The 19958-nt window shown below is 64.6% G+C and carries 17 protein-coding genes; 7 read left to right on the top strand and 10 right to left on the bottom strand.

Annotated features, from left to right (window positions below; all coding sequences use genetic code 11):
• Positions 1–163: 163 nt before the first annotated feature.
• From A0J57_RS22645 to A0J57_RS22615, 7 genes are all read right to left on the bottom strand, one after another.
• Entirely contained in the window at positions 164–1204 is a 1041-nt protein-coding gene (locus tag A0J57_RS22645) for a rod shape-determining protein (protein ID WP_025551712.1), read from the bottom strand.
• A 114-nt stretch (positions 1205–1318) separates the two neighbouring features.
• Positions 1319–1699 (bottom strand): TadE/TadG family type IV pilus assembly protein, encoded by a 381-nt coding sequence (locus A0J57_RS22640; RefSeq protein ID WP_061941011.1) that lies wholly within the window; start codon positions 1697–1699, stop codon positions 1319–1321.
• A complete protein-coding gene (locus A0J57_RS22635; RefSeq protein ID WP_061941014.1) occupies positions 1696–2169 on the bottom strand; it encodes a TadE/TadG family type IV pilus assembly protein in 474 nt (157 codons plus the stop codon). The genes A0J57_RS22640 and A0J57_RS22635 overlap by 4 nt, the downstream gene beginning before the upstream one ends.
• Positions 2166–3422 carry a pilus assembly protein TadG-related protein gene (locus A0J57_RS22630; protein ID WP_044662634.1) on the bottom strand — a complete coding sequence of 419 codons (1257 nt, stop codon included), beginning with the start codon at positions 3420–3422 and terminating at the stop codon, positions 2166–2168. Before A0J57_RS22630 ends, A0J57_RS22635 begins: the two co-directional genes overlap by 4 nt.
• 288 nt (positions 3423–3710) lie before the next feature.
• Positions 3711–7292: an error-prone DNA polymerase gene (locus A0J57_RS22625; RefSeq protein WP_062017424.1), complete on the bottom strand. Its 3582-nt coding sequence runs from the start codon at positions 7290–7292 to the stop codon at positions 3711–3713.
• Positions 7289–8878: a DNA polymerase Y family protein gene (locus tag A0J57_RS22620; RefSeq protein ID WP_061941005.1), complete on the bottom strand. Its 1590-nt coding sequence runs from the start codon at positions 8876–8878 to the stop codon at positions 7289–7291. Before A0J57_RS22620 ends, A0J57_RS22625 begins: the two co-directional genes overlap by 4 nt.
• Positions 8775–9620 carry an ImuA family protein gene (locus A0J57_RS22615; RefSeq protein ID WP_062017423.1) on the bottom strand — a complete coding sequence of 282 codons (846 nt, stop codon included), beginning with the start codon at positions 9618–9620 and terminating at the stop codon, positions 8775–8777. Before A0J57_RS22615 ends, A0J57_RS22620 begins: the two co-directional genes overlap by 104 nt.
• Positions 9621–9843: 223 nt before the next feature.
• On the opposite strand from A0J57_RS22615, the gene A0J57_RS22610 reads away from it, so the two are divergent.
• From A0J57_RS22610 to A0J57_RS22585, 6 genes are read left to right on the top strand one after another with little or no spacing between them, the layout of a single operon-like run.
• A complete protein-coding gene (locus A0J57_RS22610; protein WP_061940436.1) occupies positions 9844–10725 on the top strand; it encodes a cytochrome c oxidase subunit II in 882 nt (293 codons plus the stop codon).
• Complete coding sequence (locus tag A0J57_RS22605; RefSeq protein WP_061940434.1) at positions 10725–12455, top strand: cbb3-type cytochrome c oxidase subunit I; 1731 nt, start codon at positions 10725–10727, stop codon at positions 12453–12455. The genes A0J57_RS22610 and A0J57_RS22605 overlap by 1 nt, the downstream gene beginning before the upstream one ends.
• Complete coding sequence (locus tag A0J57_RS22600) at positions 12452–13027, top strand: cytochrome c oxidase subunit 3 (protein WP_061940432.1); 576 nt, start codon at positions 12452–12454, stop codon at positions 13025–13027. The genes A0J57_RS22605 and A0J57_RS22600 overlap by 4 nt, the downstream gene beginning before the upstream one ends.
• A gap of 12 nt (positions 13028–13039) precedes the next feature.
• A complete protein-coding gene (locus A0J57_RS22595) occupies positions 13040–13726 on the top strand; it encodes a heme-copper oxidase subunit III family protein (protein ID WP_061940430.1) in 687 nt (228 codons plus the stop codon).
• An 8-nt stretch (positions 13727–13734) separates the two neighbouring features.
• Positions 13735–14073, top strand: a complete 339-nt coding sequence (locus tag A0J57_RS22590; RefSeq protein ID WP_061940428.1) for a cytochrome C oxidase subunit IV family protein — start codon at positions 13735–13737, stop codon at positions 14071–14073.
• 3 nt (positions 14074–14076) lie between these two features.
• Complete coding sequence (locus tag A0J57_RS22585) at positions 14077–14751, top strand: cytochrome c family protein (protein ID WP_061940426.1); 675 nt, start codon at positions 14077–14079, stop codon at positions 14749–14751.
• Between the two features lie 101 nt (positions 14752–14852).
• On the opposite strand, the gene A0J57_RS22580 is transcribed toward A0J57_RS22585, so the two are convergent.
• Positions 14853–15092, bottom strand: coding sequence for a hypothetical protein (locus A0J57_RS22580; protein ID WP_025547794.1), 240 nt, complete (start codon positions 15090–15092; stop codon positions 14853–14855).
• A gap of 153 nt (positions 15093–15245) precedes the next feature.
• On the opposite strand from A0J57_RS22580, the gene A0J57_RS22575 reads away from it, so the two are divergent.
• Positions 15246–17570 carry an arylsulfatase gene (locus A0J57_RS22575; protein ID WP_061940424.1) on the top strand — a complete coding sequence of 775 codons (2325 nt, stop codon included), beginning with the start codon at positions 15246–15248 and terminating at the stop codon, positions 17568–17570.
• Positions 17571–17685: 115 nt separating this feature from the next.
• Here A0J57_RS22575 and A0J57_RS22570 read toward each other — a convergent pair whose 3' ends face one another.
• Together A0J57_RS22570 and A0J57_RS22565 are read right to left on the bottom strand one after the other, a co-directional pair.
• Positions 17686–18378: a TetR/AcrR family transcriptional regulator gene (locus A0J57_RS22570; protein ID WP_061940422.1), complete on the bottom strand. Its 693-nt coding sequence runs from the start codon at positions 18376–18378 to the stop codon at positions 17686–17688.
• On the bottom strand, positions 18375–19958 hold the full coding sequence (locus tag A0J57_RS22565) for a Na+/H+ antiporter (RefSeq protein ID WP_061940420.1): 1584 nt from the start codon (positions 19956–19958) through the stop codon (positions 18375–18377). Before A0J57_RS22565 ends, A0J57_RS22570 begins: the two co-directional genes overlap by 4 nt.

The raw sequence follows: 19958 nt of genomic DNA, 5'->3' as shown, positions 1-19958 counted from the left end.
CGGGAGGGGTTAGGGGTGGGCGCGAGCGTAGCGAGCTTCTGACTTAGCCGTTGCAAAACAGCGCAGATGCCGCGCCAGCCCACCCCCTAGCCCCCTCCCGCCTGCGGGAGGGGGAATGTCCTGATTCCACCCCATTCCCGCCGTCACTTACGGCAGGCGGATGTCAGGAAACCGTCAGCACACCGTCATAGGCGCGGTCTTCCAGCGCCCGGCCAGCGCCCATGGCCACGCAGATCAGCGGCTTGTCCGCGACCGTGACGGGCAGCCCCGTCGCGTCGGACAACGCTTCGTCCAGACGCCGGAGCAGCGCACCGCCGCCGGTCAGGGTGATCCCTTCCTCGATGATGTCGGCGGACAGTTCCGGCGCGGTCTGTTCCAGCGCGGTCATCACCGCCATCTTGATCTGGCCGACCGGTTCGGACAGGGCATCCGCGATTTCCGCCTCGCTGATCGACATTTCGGCGGGGCGGCCGTTCACCAGATCGCGGCCCTTCACCGTCATCCGGCGGCCTTCGCCATCGGGGGAGGTCGCCGCGCCCAGTTCGCATTTCACACGTTCGGACGTCGCTTCACCGATCATCAGATTATGCGTGCGGCGAATGTGGGAAGCGATGGCATCGTCCAGCCTGTCGCCACCGACCCGTGCCGAGCTGCTATAGGCGATGCCCCGCAGGGACAGGACGGCGACCTCCGTCGTCCCGCCGCCAATGTCGACCACCATCGCCCCGCGCGGTTCGGTGACGGGCAGGTCGGCGCCGATCGCGGCGGCCATGGGTTCCTCGATCAACTGGACCCGATAGGCCCCCGCGTTGGAGGCGGCGTCGCGCAGGGCGCGGCGTTCAACCATGGTGGAACCTGTCGGTACGCAGATCACCACTTCATGGCGGCGGCCGAAGCGGTTGGCGCCGTTCAGCGCCTTGTCGATGAAATGCTTGATCATCTGCTCGGCCACGTCGATGTCCGCGATCACGCCGTCGCGCAGCGGCCGGATCGCCTGGATGCCGGCCGGCGTCTTGCCCATCATCAGCTTGGCTTCGTTGCCGACCACCTTGACCTTGCGGATGCCGTCGCGCGTCTCGATCGCGATGACCGAGGGTTCGTTGAGGACGATACCCCGGTCGCGCACATAGATGACCGTGTTGACGGTGCCGAGGTCGATGGCCATGTCGCAGGCGGAAGAGGAAAAGAAGCGCGGCAGTTTCATGCGAATGGCGGACAATCTGTGCAGGGGAAGCGGGATGGCATCCCCTGCACAGCCCCCTCTCCAAGCAGAAGCAGGGTGCGACAGCCCGTCCGGTATCCGGGGCCAGTTGAGGCGTTAATAGGCTCGCCGGGTATAGCTGATCGATATGGCCGGGGTCTGGTAAAGGATGAAATTCAATGGCCGGGAATAGGTCATGGTGATTTCCCTGTAGGAAACGCCATATTGCGTGCCCTGCACGACCGTCGGATCGTTGGCGTAGGTCGGGTCGAGGCCGAATTCACGGCTCTTCACCTTGGCGATGATCTCAGCGTCGGTGGGCCTGGGAAAGATGCTGGCATAGCGCGCGCCTTCGTCGACCGCATGTTGCAGGCCGGTGCGCGCGCAGGCGATGATGCCGAGTTGCAGCGCGCCCATCAGCAGCATGATGAAAGGCGGCACGGCGAGGACGAATTCGATCGCCGCCGCGCCGCGCTGGTCGCGTATCAGGCGCGTCATTGCAGGCGCACCGAGGCCGAGCCGGTGAGCGCGATGCCCTGGGACGACCATCTGCTGCCGGGGGCAAGTTTGGCGAACATCGGCGTATAGCTTCCTGAAATGCTGATCGCGACATAGCGCTTCGTCTGCTGGCCGTCGGGGCAAGGAACCTCCGGGCTGGCGGTCTGCACGGTGGCGTCGCAGAGCAGCGTGGGCGTGACGGTGACGTTGCCGGTCGGAACGCCGGCTGCCGCAGCGGCGTCTGCGGCCAGATTATTATAGGCCTTCGAAGTGTCTGTGGTGTCGTTGGTGTAGCCGCCCGCAGCCGCCAGTTGCGCCGTGCGCTCCGCCGCGCGCTGGAGCCCGATCTTCGCCTTGAACGCCATGGCGACATCCCCCGCCATGCAGGTCAGCAGGACCAGGACCGGCATGATGATCGCCAGTTCGACGGTGCTGTTGCCGTATCGGTCGGAGAGAAGCCGCTTCATCATCCCACCAGCTTCACCAGCGTGGCCGTGAATTTATCGACTCCCGTATCTTTGCATTGATTGACGATATTGCTGTTCCCGATGAAAGTGACGCGCTTGCCCACCATCTTCACGCAGTCGGTGGTCATGCCCGATGTGCCGCTGAAGGACAGCGCCTGGCCCGGAAAATAGAAAGCGCCTTGCAGGACGGAACTCGCATTGCCGTTGATCGTGTTGGTTCCCGAATCCAGCGCGCGCCGGTCCTGATAGAAGAGGACGCCATGATAAGGGTCACTGAGGTCCGTCGGCGCCTTCAGGTTGAGCGTCGCACCGCCATTGATATTGACGTTGGCGATGGAACTGGGGTTATTGGCTGCGTTACTGCTGGTCAGGATGATGGTGACGCCGGTGCCGTTGACCACTGCCTGCGACCCGATGTCGAAGGTCGTGCTGTCGATAAAATATACACCTGGCGCCATGTTGAGCGTGCCCTTGACGTTGAAATTTTTATAGCAGCCTGGCGAGATGGATTTGCTGTTATTGGGTTGAACATTGGCGTTGCCCCCACAGCCCGACAAATCCGACGCAGTGGGCGTTGGCAGCGATGCATAGGGGTCTAGCACCGGGATGCTGTAGGGCAGCAGCGTGGTCGGCGAGACATAGTTGGAACTGGACGTCAGCCCGCCCACCGCCGCCACCGGCGTCGCCGTCACCGTGCTGCTGCCGCCTGCATAGACGGCGTTGGATGCCCGCGAATTGGTGGCGATGCCGCAGCCCAGATTGACCGTGGCATTGCCCTGGAGCGTGATGCCGACCGCACTCGTCTTTTCAAGCGCAACGACGCAATAGTCGCCGCTGCCCACCACGGCTGCGGTCGCTTCGCCATAGATGACCGGCGCTTTCACTCCCAATATCTTCGAAAAGGGCAACTCCGCCGAGGTTTGCAGCACCACGCGCACCGCCTTGCTGTTGCCGGCATAGGAACCTGTCGTCGGCGCATTTTCGATCGTCGGGGTTTGCGTCAGGTTGACCAATGACATGCGGTTGATGTCCGATGTCGCGCTGTCCGACGCGCTGAAACCCTGCGCGACCGCATAGGCTCCAGCCAGCGCGGCGCTGTCCGCCTGGCGCTGGATCTGTCGTTTCCAGAGGGTCCATTGCACCGTGTCTGTCGCCAGGCCCGCCGCGCCGACCAGTACTGGCATGGAGGCTGCGGCCATCATCAGGACATTGCCCGTCCTGTCCCGCAGCAACCGCCCCACCGCTCTGCCGAACATTCCCATTCCCTTCCTGCGTGGAGCATCGCTCCAGATCACAGTCGGGGTTTTAAATATTATGGGTTAATGAAATATGATTTTCTAACATAAATTAGTTATATTGAATAGTATATAACTTTAGTTATATCAATATTGAGATAAATTAATTGATTTATTTTCGCATCTATATTCTAAATAATACCCGATAAATATATTATAATATGAAATATTTCTACATATTTTTGAAAATAACTGAGATTTTCTTGCCTGCCTCCTCTCTGGGACGACAAGCTCAACCACCCTTCAGTCTCAATGAAAATCCCGCGATTGCGGCAATATCCGCACATTGCGCGGATGTCCTGAAGCGTGCCTCTGGCGCGTGCGGGAAGACTCCTGCACATCCGTTTGCGAAAGCCGTGACAATTCTGCGGTCCTGTCATGCACGCGGGAAGCCATCAGGTGGACGACGCCTTCCTTGCTGCGCTGCACTTCCCCTTCGACCAGCATCAGCCGCGACGCCATGACCGGACGCCGCTGCATTTCGAACAATCGCGCCCATAGAAGAATATTGGTGATTCCCGTCTCATCCTCGATAGTGATGAAGACCGCATTGCCCTTGCCCGGCCGTTGCCGCACCAGCACCACGCCGGCCGTCTTCACCAGGGCTCCGTTCTTCGCCGCCGAAATCTGGTTGCAGCTCAGCACGCCCTCCGCCGCGAAGACCGGGCGCAGGAATTGCATCGGATGCCCTTTGAGCGACAGGCGCGTCACCAGATAATCGGCCTCGACATGCTCGGACAAAGCCATGGCAGGCAGCATCGCATCAGGCTCCTCCCCCAGTTCCTGGGCCTTGGCGGCGGCGAACAGCGGCAATTCATCCGAAGGCGTCCGTCGCGCTTCCCACAGGGCAGCCCGCCGGTCCTTCCCCAGCGAGCGGCAGGCATCGGCGTCCGCCAGCAACCGCAAGGCCCGCGCCGGCAATCCCGCCCGCCGCGCCAGATCCTCCATGGTGGAAAACAGCCCTTCCTTTCGCGCCGCGACCAGTTGCTTCGCCCAATCCTCGCGAAAACCATCCACCTGCCGCAGTCCAAGGCGCAGCGCCAGGGCCCGCCCCGCCCCCTCGCCCCGACCGTCATCCCGCGACCGCAGCAGCGGTTCGAGCGCATTGTCCCACCCGCTCATATTCACATCGACATCATGCACGGTGACGCCATGCTCCCGCGCATCGCGCACGATCTGGGCCGGGGCGTAGAAACCCATGGGCTGCGAATTGAGGAGCGCGCAGGCGAACACCGCCGGCTGATGGCATTTGATCCAGGCCGACACATAGACCAGCCGCGCGAAGGACAGGGCATGGCTTTCGGGAAAACCGTAGCTGCCGAAACCCTCGATCTGCTTGAAGCAGCGTTCGGCAAACTCCGCCTCATAGCCCCGTTTCACCATGCCCCTGATCATCTTCTCGCGAAAATGATGGATCGTGCCGACATTGCGGAAGGTCGCCATGGCGCGGCGCAGGGCATCCGCTTCCGTCGGCTTGAAGTCCGCCGCCGTGATCGCAAGCTTCATCGCCTGTTCCTGGAACAGCGGCACGCCATAAGTCTCACCCAGCAATTTCTCCAGTTCATCGGCTGGTCCATGATGGGGGGACGGCCGGGGATATTCGACCTTCTCATCCCCGCATCGCCGCCGCAGATAGGGATGGACCATATTGCCCTCGATCGGCCCGGGACGAACGATCGCCACCTGCACGGTCAGGTCATAGATGGAGCGTGGCTTCAGACGGGGCAGCATGTTGATCTGCGCCCGGCTTTCCACCTGGAAAACGCCGATGCTGTCGCCCTTGCACAGCATGTCGTAAACGGCTTCGTCCGCCGCCTCCATATCGACCGTCAGCTGGTGATCGCCCAGCCCCTGTTCCCGCATCAGGTCGAACGCCCGGCGGATGCAGCTCAGCATCCCCAGCGCCAGCACGTCGACCTTCATCAGGCCGAGCGCGTCGATGTCATCCTTGTCCCATTCGATGAAGCTGCGATCCTCCATCGCCGCATGATGCAGCGGCACCGTCTCGTCCAGCCGGTTCTGCGTCAGCACAAAGCCCCCCACATGCTGCGAAAGATGGCGCGGAAAGGGCTCTGACAGCAACTGGTCGACAATCGCCTTCAACTGCGCGATCTGCGGATTGTCGAGCGCGAAGCCCGCCTCCACGATCCGCGCATCGTTCATGTCGCTCGAATAACTGCCCCACACCGTGCTGGAGAGGCGGGCCGACACATCCTCGCTAAGGCCCAGCGCCTTCGCCACTTCCCGCACGGCGCTGCGCGAACGGTAATGGATGACGGTCGCGGCGATCCCGGCGCGATGGCGGCCATAGCGTTCGTAGATATATTGCATCACCTCCTCGCGCCGCTCATGTTCGAAATCGACGTCGATGTCGGGCGGTTCGTTGCGATCTTCGGATACGAAGCGGGAAAAGAGCAGGTCGTGCTTGAGCGGATCGATGGATGTCACGCCCAACAGGAAGCAGACCATGCTGTTCGCCGCCGATCCGCGTCCCTGGCAAAGGATGCCCTTGGTCCGGGCAAAGGCGACGATGTCATGCACGGTCAGGAAATAATAGGCATAGTTGCGCTTGGCGATCAGTTCGAATTCTTTTTCCAGTGTCTCGCGGGCCTTCAGGGGAAGACGCGCGCCATAGCGGGCATGGGCGGAGGACCAGGTCAGTTCCTCCAGCCATTGCTGCGCCGTCCATCCTTCCGGCACCGGTTCATGGGGATATTCATAGGCAAGCTGGTCGAGCGTGAAATGCACCCGGCTCAGCAAATGTCCGCTTTCCGCCACTGCCTCCGGGCAATCGCGGAACAGATGGGCGATTTCGGCAGGGTCATGGATATGCCTTTCCGCATTCGCCTCCAGCAGGCGCCCTGCCCTGGCGATGCCGGTGCCTTCACGAATGCAGCTCAGCACATCCTGCAGGGGACGCTGCGCCGGACTGGCGTAGAGCACGTCCATGGTCGCCAGCAAAGGCACGCCCGCCGCCACGGACAAGGCCTTGAACTGCGCCAGCCGCCGCGCATCCCGCCCATCCCGTCCCAATGCCGCCGCCAGCCAGACCCGGCGCGGCGCAAGACGCGACAAGCGCGCCAGCAATCCCTTCAGATCGGACGGAGCCGGCGGCGGCACAAGACTGAGATGGCCCTGCCTGATCGCTTCCTTCGGGGGCCGGTCGTCATAATCATAGTCCACCGGCTTGCGATGCGCGGTCTGTTGGGTGGCGGTGGAGCCAGGCATCACGATCAGCAGCAGATCGTCCAGATAGGCGGTCAGATCCTCATAGCGCAGGATACAGTCGCCCTTCACCGAACGGAGATTGCCGACGGTCAGCAATTTGGTGAGTTCGCCCCAACCCCGCCGCGTCGCGGGATAGGCGACGATGTCCGGCGTTCCATCCACGAAGACCAGCCTTGCGCCGACGACCAGCCGCAGGTCGGTCCGGCAGGCGCGCTCCTCCTCTTCGCTGAGTTCCAGCGGCTGCCCCGCTTCCTTGCGCGCCTCCAGCAAAGCGGCGCGCATCCGTTCGGGCCAGCGCTTGCGCGCGACATGGGCGCGGACCACTCCGGCGACGCTATTGCGGTCGGCTATGCCCAGGCCCACAAGCCCCAGGGCGATGGCGCGCGTCACCATGTCCTGCGGATGGGATGCGCCGCGCAGGAAGGAGAAATTGGTCGCCGCCACCAACTCGGCAAAGGGAGGCGCCTCTGCCGGCCCGATCGGCGGAGCTTCGCCGCGCGACCCGCGCCGCCCCTTTTCCCGCGCAGCCTCCAGCGCATTCAGTTCACGCCGGTCGATGGATTTGGGCCTGGACGGGTCTGGACCCTTGCCGTGGCGCTTCATGCGAACAGGCCATGGATGTACCAGCCGGGATGTTCCGCTTCGGCGCCGTAAAGCCCGTTGCGGAATATCCAGTAGCGCCGCCCGCGCGCATCCTCGACCCGGTAATAGTCGCGGGTCAGCCCCACGCTCTCGCCCTCCAGCGCGCCATCCCTGGCCGTCCACCATTCGGGCGCGATGCGTTCGGGGCCTTCGTAGCGCGTCACTTCATGCAATGCCTTGCGCCAGCGGAAGCGATGGGGCGGACCATCGGGCACCTCGGCCACCACGTCGATCGGCTGCGGCGGATCGAACAGATGCAGCGGGCGCATGGGCGGCTCCCCCTCCTGCCCCTCTTGCGGCCAGTTCATGGGGGCGCGGCTTTCCACGGCGGGCAGGGCAAGCTGGGCCTGTTCGGGGATATGGCTGTCCTTCGGGTGAAGCCGCTGGATGCGAGCCCGGCCTGCCCGGATCGACAGCCGGTCGACCAGAGCCGCGACGCTTTCCTCGCGACGCGCCTCTCCCCCTTCCAGCGCCAGTTGCGTCGGCGCCATCGGCTCCGCCTGCGGTACGGTGAGGCGCAGCATGTCGAAGCCGAAACCGGGATCGAGCGGATCGGACAGGGCACCGATCCGTTCCTGCACCAGCCGCATGATAGCGGGCGCGTCCCGCACCGGCAGGCTGGTTTCCACCCGCAAGGGAAAGGCAAGGCCGTCGCTGCGGAAGAACAGCGCCTCGAACCGTCGACCGCCTTGCCCGCGTTCGCTGAGCCGCTCCCCCGCCTCGGCCGCCATCTCCTCCAGCGTCCGGAGGGCAAAGGCGGTACTGCCCATCGGCTCGGCAAAACGCCGCTCGATCCGGATCGCGGGACGCGACCGCCGGGGGGAGAGAGGCCGCCTCCCCAATCCCAGCAAAGCGTGCAGCGCGTCCACCGCCGCCTCACCGAAGCGCGACGCCAGAACCGCCGCCGGCCGCGCCGCCAGATCGCCCACGGTCCGCAGTCCCGCGCGGCGCAACGCCACCGCGCTTTCATCCTCCAGCCGCAACGCCTCGACCGGCAGGCGGCGCAGCGCCGCATCCTCGTCCGCCGCCGCGCCCACCGGAAAACGGCACAGCGCATGCGCACCCTCCGCCGTTCCGGCAAGGGCATGGCGCACCCGCATGCCATGACGCTCCAGCCGTTCGGCCGCCTCGCGCGCCAGCATCCCCTCCCCGCCCCAGAGATGCGCACAGCCGGTAATGTCGAGCATCAGACCGAAGGGTGAATCCAGCGCCGCAACCGGCGTGTAGCGGGAACAACCGTCGCAGAGCCGCTCCAGCCAGTCCTGATCGCCATGGGGATCGGCATCGAACACGCGCAGGTCCGGTTCCCGCGCACGCGCATCGGCCAGCGTCATGCCCGGCGTCAGGCCCAGCGCGAGAGCGTCGGCGTCGAGCGTCGCCAGCCGCATCGCGCCGCGCACCTGTTCGACGACGGCTGCGGGACCTTCGCCCTGCGCCCAGAGATCAGGCCGCGCGATCCGAAGCCGGTCGATCGGCAGGAACGGAAACCACAGCGCCAGATAGCGGCGCTTGCCCATCGCGTCCTCCGCCCTCCCGTCCGCTGCCATCCTGTCCAAGGCCATGGCGTTCATCGCGCCCACCTCCACTTCCTTCAAACATGCCCCGGCCATTGTCCCAGACCAGCCGCCAGCCGAGCCCGTCCCGTCCCGCCCGCCGTCGCAACAGGCCAAGGTCGAAGGCGCTTCTGCCCGGCCCGTTTCCCGGCAAGGGCAGAGAGGGCGCCGCCGCAACGCGCCAGCGCGTATCCCCCGCGCTAGGCACCGGATCGCCGCCCACCCGCAGCAGGAAAGCGGTGACGCCGGACGACTCCGCCGCCAGCGCCAGCCGCCGGCTGGCTGTCAGGTCGAGCAAGGGCGCCGGCCCGCGCAATTCCACCACCAGTGCGCCCAAAGCGGGGCATCGCAGCGCGTCGACCGCCGCTCGCAGCAGCATGGCGTCATCGGCCATCGCGCCGATCAGCAACCGGGCGGGATCGATGCCCAATGCGGCCAGTCCGGGACCATAGGGCATGCCCGCCGCCCGGCCCGCCGCCATCGTGCGCAGCCAGAGCAGGGGCGCCTCCCCCGCCGCCAGCCGCGCGAGAATCAGGGCCAGCCCAGCCCCCGCACCCCCTTCCTCTGTCGCGGCGAAGAATTCATGCACCCGACCCCGCGCCAGACCGCCGTCCAGCGCCAGGTCGAGCGGCGCATAGCCGGTTTCCACCCGCGCATGGGGCTGGGAGGCTGGAACGCCCTCCAGCGATGCGATATGCCGCCTGAGGGCGGCGAGGGTCTTCACCGACTCAGCCATATATTCGTTCCCCGTTTGTTCTTTTCGCCGCAATGGCAGGCGCTGTCAATCGACCGTGAAGGCCCGAGCCGGAAAAGGCGCTGGCGTCGCTCGCACCCCGCAATTTCCCAAACGCTTCCCCCGTCAGCGCTTTTTCTGTAAGTTGTCGCGGCGGGTGTTACCGAGGCGACTCGAAATGCCGGACTGAAAGGCTGCGAGCGCCTGCCAATGTGGGAGAGGGCTTGTGCCGGTTGCGGTAGCCATCGCCATGCTCGTGGTCGGTTCGGTCGCCTTTCACCTGTTCAGTCCATGGTGGCGCACGCCCATCGCCTCCAATTGGGGATCGATCGATTCCGCGCTCGACGTGACGCTCTGGATATGCGGGGCGGCCTTTGTGGGGCTGAACCTGTTCCTTGCCTGGGCGCTGGTCAAATATCGCCATCGCCCCGGCCATCGCCCCGGCCATCGCGCCCATTATGAGCCGGAAAACCCTTCGCTGGAAAGGCGGCTGACATTCTGGACCGCCATCGGCATCGCCGGCATGCTGGCGCCGGGGCTCGCGGCCTGGGGCAAATATGTCTCGGTGCCGAAAGAAGCCACCGTCATCGAGGCGGTCGGCCAGCAATGGCAATGGTCCTTCCGCTATCCCGGTCCGGATGGCGTACTGGGCGCGGCGGGGGTCAAATATATCACCCCCGACAATGGGCTGGGCCTCGATCCGCTCGACCCGTTCGGCCGGGATGACATATTGGTGGAAAGCAGCGACCTTCATCTGCCGGTCGGCAAGCCGGTGAAGATCGTGCTGCGCTCCAAGGACGTGCTGCACGACTTCTATGTGCCGGAATTCCGGGCCAAGATGGACCTTGTACCCGGCATCGTCACCTATTTCTGGCTGACCCCGACCAAGACGGGCACGTTCGACATCCTCTGCGCCGAACTGTGCGGCACCGGCCACCATGCGATGCGCGGCAAGGTGGTGGTGGAGACGCCCCAGGCCTTCGCGCAATGGCAGGCGCAGCAGAGCAGCTTCGGACAGATTCTGGCGGAGGCGCCGCCGGCCGCCATGTCGATCCTGCTGATCAAGGCCAATGCCTGTATCGTCCCTGCCTCCTGGAGCATTCGCTGATGGCTACCACCCTGGCCGACGACCTGCGCCCGCTGCATCATCCGCATAGCTGGGTCACCAAATATGTCTGGAGCCAGGATCACAAGGTCATCGCCATCCAATATAGCTGCACCGCCATCGGGATCGGGCTGGTGGCGCTGGTGCTGTCGGCGCTGATGCGGTTGCAGCTTGGGTTTCCGGGGGCTTTTCCGGCGATCCAGCCGGACAATTATCTTCAATTCGTGTCGATGCACGGCATGATCATGGTGGTCTATCTGCTGACGGCGCTGCTGCTAGGCGGGTTCGGCAATTATCTGATCCCGCTGATGATCGGGGCGCGGGACATGGTGTTTCCCTTCGTCAACATGCTGAGCTTCTGGTTCTATCTGCTGTCGGTGATTGTGCTGGTGGCGGGTTTCTTCGTGCCGGGCGGGCCGACCGGGGCGGGCTGGACGCTCTATCCGCCGCAAGCCATCAGCGAGGGGACGCCGGGACATCAATGGGGCATCGTGACCATGCTGGTCAGCCTCGCCATCTTCGTCGCGGCCTTCACCATGGGCGGGTTGAATTATGTGACCACGGTGTTGCAGGCGCGAACCAGGGGGATGACGCTGATGCGGATGCCGCTGTCGGTGTGGGGCATCTTCACCGCTTCGGTGATGGGCCTGCTGGCCTTCCCGGCCTTGTTCGTCGCGGCGATCATGATGCTGTTCGATCATCTGGCGGGCACCAGCTTTTTCATGCCCACCATGCAGTCGATGGGTGCGATCACCCCGACGCAGGGCGGCAGCCCCCTCCTCTTCCAGCATCTCTTCTGGTTCTTCGGCCATCCCGAAGTCTATATCGTCGCCCTGCCCGCCTTCGGCATCGTGTCGGACCTGATCAGCGTCCATGCGCGGCGGAATATCTTCGGTTATCGCATGATGGTGTGGGCGATCGTGATCATCGGGGCGCTGAGCTTCCTGGTATGGGCGCATCATATGTATGTGAGCGGCATGAATCCCTATTTCGGGTTCTTCTTCGCCACGTCGACTTTGATCATCGCCATTCCGACGGCGATCAAGGTCTATAACTGGCTGCTGACCCTGTGGCGCGGCGACATCCATTTGCGGGTGCCGATGCTGTTCGCCATCGCCTTCATCTTCACCTTCATCCACGGCGGGCTGTCGGGGCTGTTTCTGGGCAATGTCAGTGTCGATGTGCCGTTGTCCGACACTTTCTTTGTCGTCGCGCATTTCCATATGGTGATGGGCGTGTCTCCGGTTCTGGTGATATTCGGCGCCATCTATCACTGGTATCCCAAGATATTCGGCAGGATGTGGAACGAAACTTTGGGGAAGCTCCATTTCTGGATCACTTTCCTGGGCGTCTATGCGATCTTCCTGCCGATGCATTATCTGGGGATTTTGGGGGTTCCGCGCCGTTATTACGCTCTGGGCGAGACGGCCTTCATCCCGCAATCGGTGCATCTCGCCAATGCGTGGATCAGCATTGCGGCGCTGGTCGTCTTCTGCGCGCAGGGGCTGTTCTTCTTCAACATGATCTGGAGCCTGTTCCGGGGGCCTCGCGCCGATCCCAATCCCTGGGGCGCGGCCAGCCTGGAATGGCTGACGCCGGACACGCCGCCGGCGCATGGCAATTGGGGGCCGCATCTGCCGGTCGTCTATCGCTGGGCCTATGATTACAGCGTGCCGGGCGCGGCGCGGGACTTCATTCCCCAGACGGAACCCCAAGCGGAACAGCGCGCATGACCATCCTCGCGCGCCTCACCGAAAAGAGCTGGGAGCCGGGCGCGCAGCCGGTGGAGCGGGATCGGCCGTCGGCGGGGGCGGTGGGGATGGTCGCCTATTTCGGCGTGGCCATGGTAATGTTCTCGCTGCTGCTGGCGGCCTATCTGATGCGCATGGGGCTGCATGCAGGCGCGGGGCATGTCCATGACTGGAAGCCGATGCCCGATCCGCCGCTGCTGTGGATCAATACGCTGGTGCTAGCGGCGAGCAGCGTCGCCTGGGAAGTGGCGCGGCGGGAACGGGCGGTTCGGGCGGGGATCGTCGGATCGGCGCTGGGGGTGCTGTTCCTTGGCGGGCAGTTGTTGCTCTGGCGGCATTATCAGGGGGCGGGCTATACGCTGTCGAGCAATCCGGCCAATGCCTTTTTCTATCTGCTGACGGCGCTGCATGGTCTGCACATCATCGGCGGGCTGTTTGCCGCCGGACGGGCGCTGGCGGCGGCCAATATGCGCAATGTCGTTCTTTGCGCGCTCTACTGGCATTTTCTGTTGATCGTCTGGCTGGTTCTGGCCGCTTTGCTGCTGTCGACTTGAGGATGTATCGCCATGGCTCAGGCTGTCCCAGATAGAGAAGTCATCGCTCCCACGTTGAGGGAGATCGCGTCCGACTGGTCCGCCGATCAGGAAGTCTTCCGCCATACCCATTGGGGCAAGGCGATGATGTGGATATTCCTGCTGAGCGATACCTTCATCTTTTCCTGCTTCCTGACCGGTTATATGACGATGCGGGCGTCGGCCGTATTGCCCTGGCCCAATACGGCGGAAGTGTTCGCCCTGAATATCGGCGGGCAGGACATTCCGCTCGTCCTGATCGCGATCATGACCTTCGCGCTGATCAGTTCCAGCGGCACCATGGCGATGGCCGTGAACTTCGGCTATCAGCGCGACCGGCGGAAAACGACGGCGCTGATGCTGCTCACCGCTTTGTTCGGGCTTGTCTTCCTTGGCATGCAGGCGTTCGAATGGAGCAAGCTGATCTTCGAAGAGGGCGTGCGGCCCTGGTATAATCCGATGGGCGCGCCGCAATTCGGCGCGACCTTCTTCATGATCACCGGCTTTCACGGGCTACATGTGACCTGCGGGGTCATATTGCTGCTGATCATCGCGTCCAAGGTGGCGCGGGGACATTATGACAAGGCGGGCGATTATTCGGCGGTCGAGATCGCCGGGCTGTACTGGCACTTCGTCGATCTCGTCTGGGTGTTCATCTTCGCCTTTTTCTATCTCTGGTGAGGGGCTTTATGCAGCATGATCCTTCCGCGGCCCATGAGGGCCAGCAACATCCGGTCAGCCTGTATCTGAAGGTCTGGGGCCTGCTGTTCCTGCTCAGCGCCATGTCCTATCTGGTCGATTACATGCATGTGCAGGGGATCGTGCGCTGGGTGCTGATCGTGACCTTCATGTTGCTGAAGGCGGGGCTGATCCTGTCCATCTTCATGCATCTGGCGTGGGAGCGGCTGTCGCTGATCTATGCGATATTGGTGCCGCCGCTGGTGCTGCTGGTGCTGGTGCGGATCATGACGATCGAGGCGAATTACGCCTTCTGGACCCGCGCCATCTTCATGGGCGGAGGGGGGTGAGCCATGGGCCGGATGCATGGGATGGCGGTGGGGCTGTGCGTCGCGGGGGCGGCGGTGACGGCGCTGGGGCTGGGATGGTTCAGCGACAAGCTCTATACGCGGGTGCGGCCGGGGGAGCTGGCCTATAAGCCGATGGACGAGATGCCGCCGCGCGTCGACATGGCGTCGATCCAGCGCGACTGGCCCGCCGGTTTCAGCGAGGCCGGGGAAGGCAGCCGGGTGATCGCCTATCATCGGGACATGCGTGGGAGGGCGCCGATGCCCGGGACGGGCGGCGGCGGGACGGCGGCTGCTCCTCCGGTCGATCTGGGCACCCTGCTCGCCAGCGCGGATGCGGGGGTGGGGAAGCAGAAGGTGCAGCTTTGCATGAGTTGCCATGACTTCACCCAGGGCGGGCCCAACCGGATCGGGCCTAATCTGTGGGGCGTGGTCGGGCGGCCGGTGGCGAGCCATGCGGGCTTTGCCTATTCGCCCGCGATGCAGGGGCATAAGGGGACCTGGGACTATGAAACGCTGTTCGCCTTCCTCGCCTCTCCGGGGCGCGAGGTGTCGGGGACGAAGATGAGCTTCGCCGGATTGCGCAAGCCGGAGGATCGGGCGGCGGTGATCAAATATCTGGCGACCTTGGGGACGGGGGCGCCGCCTTTGCCGCAGCCGAAGGTGGTTGCGGCGCGATAGGGCGGTGGCGGCGGGTCGCATACCACCCCGCTCTTTTCTTGAAGAGAAGTGAAGCCGTTCGACAGGCTCAGGGTGAATGGGGCGTGGGAACGCCCGTGGCTTCAGGGGCTGGGCCGCCGCCAGTCTTCCTCGACCAGATAGCGGCTGAGGAATGTCGATCCCTGCCGCGCCGCCGTTCGCGCGATGTGGCGGCGGATGTCATGATCGGTCGATCCGAGCACGGTGCGAAACGCCTCCATGGCGCTGGCGGTCGGTTCGCGTTTCAGATCGACATAAGGCTGGAAAATATCGCCCAGCGCCTGTTCCCACGCTTTCTCGATCTGGAGCAGCCGGTTTTCCATGGCGCGCCTCGTTCTGCATGAACCTCATCACAATATGGGGCGACGAGGGCGGCGCGACAAGAGGAGGGAGGATGCGGATCGGGCTTGACTTCAATCAACTGCGTTAATATGAAATCTGCACCATAGGATAATAATATTGCAGCAGGAGAGCCCATGTCCTCCCTTCGCGCCAAGCTCGTCCGGCAATGCCTGCCAGCCCTCCCCCTGCTGGCGCTCGCCATGGCGCCGGCCACGGCGCAGGACGCGCCCGCGCAAAAGGTCTATGGCCGCACGCCCGCCGAATCCTCTCCGCCCGCCTGGCCTCAACCGGTGCGCGCCGCCAGGGGCGCGCCCAATATCCTGCTGATCATGACCGACGATGTCGGTTTCGGGTCCAGCAGCACCTTCGGCGGACCGGTGCCTACGCCGACCTTCGACGCGCTGGCGAAGGCAGGGCTGCGTTACAATCAGTTCAACACCACCGCCATCTGCTCCCCCACGCGCGCCTCGCTGCTGACGGGGCGCAATCCGCAGGCGGTGGGCATGGGCTATGTCGCCAATTGGGCGACGGGCTATGACGGCTATAACAGCGTCATCCCCAAAAGCGCCGGGACGATGGCGCAGATATTGAAGGAAAATGGCTATAACACCGCCATGATCGGCAAGGGGCATGTGACCCCGGAATGGGAAATGAGCCGGGCCGGGCCGTTCGACCGCTGGCCGACCGGTCTGGGGTTCGAATATTTCTACGGCTTTCTGGGCGCCGACAGCAGCATGGCGGAACCCAATCTGGTCGAGAATATCAATCCGGTCACACCGCCCGCCGATCCCCGCTATCATCTGGAGCGCGATCTGGCCGACCATGCGATAGGCTGGATCGACAGCCAGCATGCGGCCGCCCCCGACAAGCCCTTCCTGCTCTATTATGCCACCGGCACGGCCCATGCACCCAATCAGCCGCCCGCCGACTGGCTGAAGAAATTCCGGGGCAGGTTCGACGCGGGCTGGGACGTGCTGCGCGCCGAAACCGTTGCGCGGCAGAAGAAGCTGGGCGTCATTCCGCCCGGCACCGACGATGCGCCGCATCCGGGCACGCTGCCGCGCTGGGACAGTCTGACGCCAGACCGGAAGCGGCTCTATGCCCGCTATATGGAGGCCTATGCCGCCTCGCTCGCCTATGCCGACGAGCAGATCGGGCGGGTCATCCAGAAGCTGCGCGACAATGGCGAACTGGACAATACGCTGATCATCTACATCCAGGGCGACAATGGCGCGAGCGCGGAAGGCAGCTTCGACGGCAAGCTGTTCGAGCAGTCGGCGCTGAGCGGGGTCAGGGAAGAACCGTCCTACGCCCTCGCCCATATCGATGAGATCGGGACGAAGGACGCCTATAATCTGATGCCGGGCGGCTGGGGCTGGGCGATGAACGCGCCCTTCCCCTGGGCCAAGCGCTATGGGTCGCATTTCGGCGGCACGCGCAACGGCATGGTGATCGCCTGGCCGGGGCATATCGAGGATGCCGGCGGCCTGCGCAGCCAGTTCCACCATGTCAGCGACATCATGCCCACCATATTGGAGGCGGCGGGGGTGAAAGCGCCGGAGATACTGGACGGCGTACCGCAACAGCCGATCACCGGGATCAGCATGGCCTACAGCTTCAGGGCCAAGGACGCGCCCTCCCGCCGCACCGTGCAGGTGTCGGCCATGGCGCAGAATCTCAGCATCTACAAGGATGGCTGGGTGGCCGCGACCGCGCCCATGGCGACCCCCTGGGAGCGGACGCCGCCCCCGCCGGTGCCGCTGGATCAACGGACATGGCAGCTTTACGACACCCGCAGCGACTTCAGCGAGGCCCATGACGTCGCCGCCGCCAACCCGCGGAAGCTGGAGGCGCTGAAGGAGTCGTTCTGGGCGGAGGCCGCGCTGTCCAACATCCTGCCCATCCACGGCAGCGAGGGCGGGCAGAAGGGCAGGCCAGACCCCAATGAGGGGCGGACGAACTTCGTCTACAGCGCGCCCGTCAGCCATATTCCGGAAAGCGCCGCGCCGGCCCTGGTCGGGCGATCCTTCGCGATCACGGCGAAGCTCGGCATAGCGGCGGAGGGCGGCAAGGGCGTCATCGTCGCGCAGGGCGGACGCTTCGGCGGCTACAGCCTGTTCTTCGACCGGGGGAGGATTGCCTTCACCTATAATCTGACGCCCGCGCATATGACGCGGATCGTGGCGCCTGCGCCATTGGCGGCCGGCGCGCATGTCGTCGGGCTGGACTTCGCGATGGACAGGGCAGCCCCGACCAGCGGCGCCACCGTCACGCTGACCGTCGATGGCAAGGCGGTGGCGCAAGGGCGGGTCGAACGGACCTTCGCGCAGGTGGTGTCGCATACGGAAGACTTCGACATCGGCATGGACCTGGTGAGCCCCGTCGACCCGGCGGCCTATGACAGCGCGGCGAGCCGGTTCAACGGGCCGCTGGACCGGGTCGAGGTGACGATCAGATAAGCTGGCGGGCGCCGCGCCTCCGCAAAGGGGCCCGAACGAGACGAGCGGCTCGCCGGAGCGCGGTTTCAACGGTGGGATTCGGCTTCATCGGCGCGTCCGGAACCGGAGGGCCGTATCAGTCGAGGCCGTCGAACCATTCCTCTACGGAGGCGGGCACGCCCTTGTCCTCCGGCCCCGCCAGCAGGCTGGCGCAGGCGGCTCGCATCACGTCGCGCACATGCGCCTGCAACGGCACCGCGCGATCCTGCGGCTCGCCATGGTCCCAGCGGACCAGCACGCATTGCAGCATCATGTTGCAGAGCAGGATGCGATTGCGGGCGATGTCCGGGTGCACATGTCCGGCCAGCGCCGTCAAATGCCCCATCAGGCGCATCAGGTTCGGCGCCTTGTCCCGCACCTGTGCAAGCAGGCCGGCGTTCAGCGACCAGTAGCGCGTCGCGAAATGCAGCATGAACGCCGCATAGGGATGGCGTCCCCGACCATCGGCCAGATGAAGCTGCGGCAGGAACAATATGCCGAGCAGCGCCATCGGATCGTCCAGCCTGCCCTGCCGTTCCAGCCTGTCCAGCATCCCGCCCCGCATGCCCTCCATCTTCTCGGCACGGCTCGCGAAAATGGCGGAGAGCAGCCCGTCCTTCGATCCGAAATAATAGGTCACCGCATTGGTGTCGCCGCAACGGGCGGCGGCTGCGATCTCCCGCATCGAAACGGCGTCGATGCCCCGCTCCGCGAACAGCGCCTCGGCCGCCTCGATCAGCCGCAGCGCGGCGGGGATGGCATGGCGCCTGGGGTGACGTCGGTCGGTCATGCCTTGGCGGACAGGGCGCTCAGTTCTTCCAGATCGAGGTCGCGTTCCAGTTCCTGCAACGTATGTTCATCGATCTCTCCTGTGCGGTGGAGGCGCAGCAGTTCCGCCCGCCCGGCGGCTATGGCCTTCAGCACCAGGTCGAAATGGGCGTGGAGCGTCTCCGAAAACTGCGCCTCCTGCCCGGCATAGTTGGCGGAAAGTTCGGCATGGCGCTGATAGCGCTCCAGCAGCCGGGGGTGGAGCAGCGTGCCCTGCTCATCATAGGCGTGCACCTCCACGACGCGGACCTGCGCCTGCGCCATGGCGGCTTCCGCCTCGCTCATCGTCATGCGCGGACGGTCGCTTTCCGGTTCCTCCAGCTTCACCAGCCGGATCACGGCGCCCAGGGTCGTCCCTTGCAGCAATACGGTGCCGATGATGACCGCGAAGGCGGCCGTCAGGATGAAGTCGCGTCCGGGGAAATCGGCCGGCACGCTGAGCGCAACCGCCAACGTCACCACGCCGCGCATCCCGGCCCAGCCCAATATGGTCGCCGCCCGGAATCCCAGCGGGCGATAGCCGCAAAGACCCGTCGCCCTGAGCCCCGCGATCACCGCGTCGGAACCGAAAACCCAGATGAAGCGTGCGGCGGTGAGCGCGGCCAGTATCGCCAATATCGGCAGCGCCATTTCGTCCAGCACGACGCCGAAACCGCCGACGCGATCGATCACGCCGCGCAGCGACGAACCGATCAGCAGGAAGACGAACGCCTCCATCAGGAAGATCATCACCGCCCAGAAGGCCGTGCCGTTCATCCGCACCATCGCGGGGAAGACGACATGTTGGTACCAGCCGCAGATAAGGCCGGTGGTGACGGTCGCGATCACGCCGGAGGCATGGATGGATTCCGCCAGCAGATAGGACGCCCATGGCGCCAGCAGGGAGGAGGCGATCATCAGATATTTGTCGTCGAGCCGCTTGACCGTCAGCACCCAAAGCGCGCCGATGACCGCCCCGACCAGCGCCCCGCCCACGGCCAGCATGGCAAAGCTCTGCAAGGCGTCGACCATGCTGAACGCGCCGGTGACGCCGGCCGCTATGGCGAAGCGAAAGAGCACCAGCCCCGTGGCGTCGTTGAACAGGCTTTCCCCCTCCAGCAGGATGGAGAGGCGACGGGGCAGGTGGACATGCTGCAACACCGCGCGGGCCGATACGGCGTCGGGCGGCGAGACGATGGCGCCCAGGGCTGCGCATGCCGCCCAGGGGAGGCCGGGCACCAGCCAGTGCGCGACCGCCGCGACCACGGCTGTGGTGAAGACCACCGCGCCCAGGGCCAGCGCCAATATGCCGAACATATGCCGCCGCAAGTGACGCAGGGCGATGAACCAGGCGCCGTCCATCAGCAGCGGCGGCAGGAAGATCACCAGCACCAGTTGCGGATCGAGCGAGATCACCGGCAGGCCCGGCAGGAAAGCGAACAGCGCGCCCCCCGCCAGCAGCGCGACGGCGGGCGGCAGGCCCAGCCTGTTCGCGGCATAATGCAGGACGATGATCGCCAGCAGCATGACGATCACCAGTTCGAACAACTGCATCGGGTGCAT

Origin of the sequence: Sphingobium sp. 22B, from assembly GCF_001580035.1 — a bacterium.
GTDB lineage: Bacteria > Pseudomonadota > Alphaproteobacteria > Sphingomonadales > Sphingomonadaceae > Sphingobium > Sphingobium fuliginis.
This window is presented reverse-complemented; position numbering and strand designations above follow the sequence as displayed.

Excerpts from the sequence above, each read along its gene's own strand:
- A0J57_RS22575 (WP_061940424.1), top strand. The coding sequence starts at position 15,246 with ATGTCCTCCCTTCGCGCCAAGCTCGTCCGGCAATGCCTGCCAGCCCTC.
- A0J57_RS22585 (WP_061940426.1), top strand. The coding sequence starts at position 14,077 with ATGGGCCGGATGCATGGGATGGCGGTGGGGCTGTGCGTCGCGGGGGCG.
- A0J57_RS22620 (WP_061941005.1), bottom strand. The coding sequence starts at position 8,878 with ATGGCAGCGGACGGGAGGGCGGAGGACGCGATGGGCAAGCGCCGCTAT.
- A0J57_RS22625 (WP_062017424.1), bottom strand. The coding sequence starts at position 7,292 with ATGAAGCGCCACGGCAAGGGTCCAGACCCGTCCAGGCCCAAATCCATC.
- A0J57_RS22615 (WP_062017423.1), bottom strand. The coding sequence starts at position 9,620 with ATGGCTGAGTCGGTGAAGACCCTCGCCGCCCTCAGGCGGCATATCGCA.
- A0J57_RS22605 (WP_061940434.1), top strand. The coding sequence starts at position 10,725 with ATGGCTACCACCCTGGCCGACGACCTGCGCCCGCTGCATCATCCGCAT.
- A0J57_RS22565 (WP_061940420.1), bottom strand. The coding sequence starts at position 19,958 with ATGCACCCGATGCAGTTGTTCGAACTGGTGATCGTCATGCTGCTGGCG.
- A0J57_RS22595 (WP_061940430.1), top strand. The coding sequence starts at position 13,040 with ATGGCTCAGGCTGTCCCAGATAGAGAAGTCATCGCTCCCACGTTGAGG.
- A0J57_RS22600 (WP_061940432.1), top strand. The coding sequence starts at position 12,452 with ATGACCATCCTCGCGCGCCTCACCGAAAAGAGCTGGGAGCCGGGCGCG.
- A0J57_RS22630 (WP_044662634.1), bottom strand. The coding sequence starts at position 3,422 with ATGTTCGGCAGAGCGGTGGGGCGGTTGCTGCGGGACAGGACGGGCAAT.
- A0J57_RS22645 (WP_025551712.1), bottom strand. The coding sequence starts at position 1,204 with ATGAAACTGCCGCGCTTCTTTTCCTCTTCCGCCTGCGACATGGCCATC.
- A0J57_RS22570 (WP_061940422.1), bottom strand. The coding sequence starts at position 18,378 with ATGACCGACCGACGTCACCCCAGGCGCCATGCCATCCCCGCCGCGCTG.
- A0J57_RS22635 (WP_061941014.1), bottom strand. The coding sequence starts at position 2,169 with ATGATGAAGCGGCTTCTCTCCGACCGATACGGCAACAGCACCGTCGAA.
- A0J57_RS22580 (WP_025547794.1), bottom strand. The coding sequence starts at position 15,092 with ATGGAAAACCGGCTGCTCCAGATCGAGAAAGCGTGGGAACAGGCGCTG.
- A0J57_RS22640 (WP_061941011.1), bottom strand. The coding sequence starts at position 1,699 with ATGACGCGCCTGATACGCGACCAGCGCGGCGCGGCGGCGATCGAATTC.
- A0J57_RS22590 (WP_061940428.1), top strand. The coding sequence starts at position 13,735 with ATGCAGCATGATCCTTCCGCGGCCCATGAGGGCCAGCAACATCCGGTC.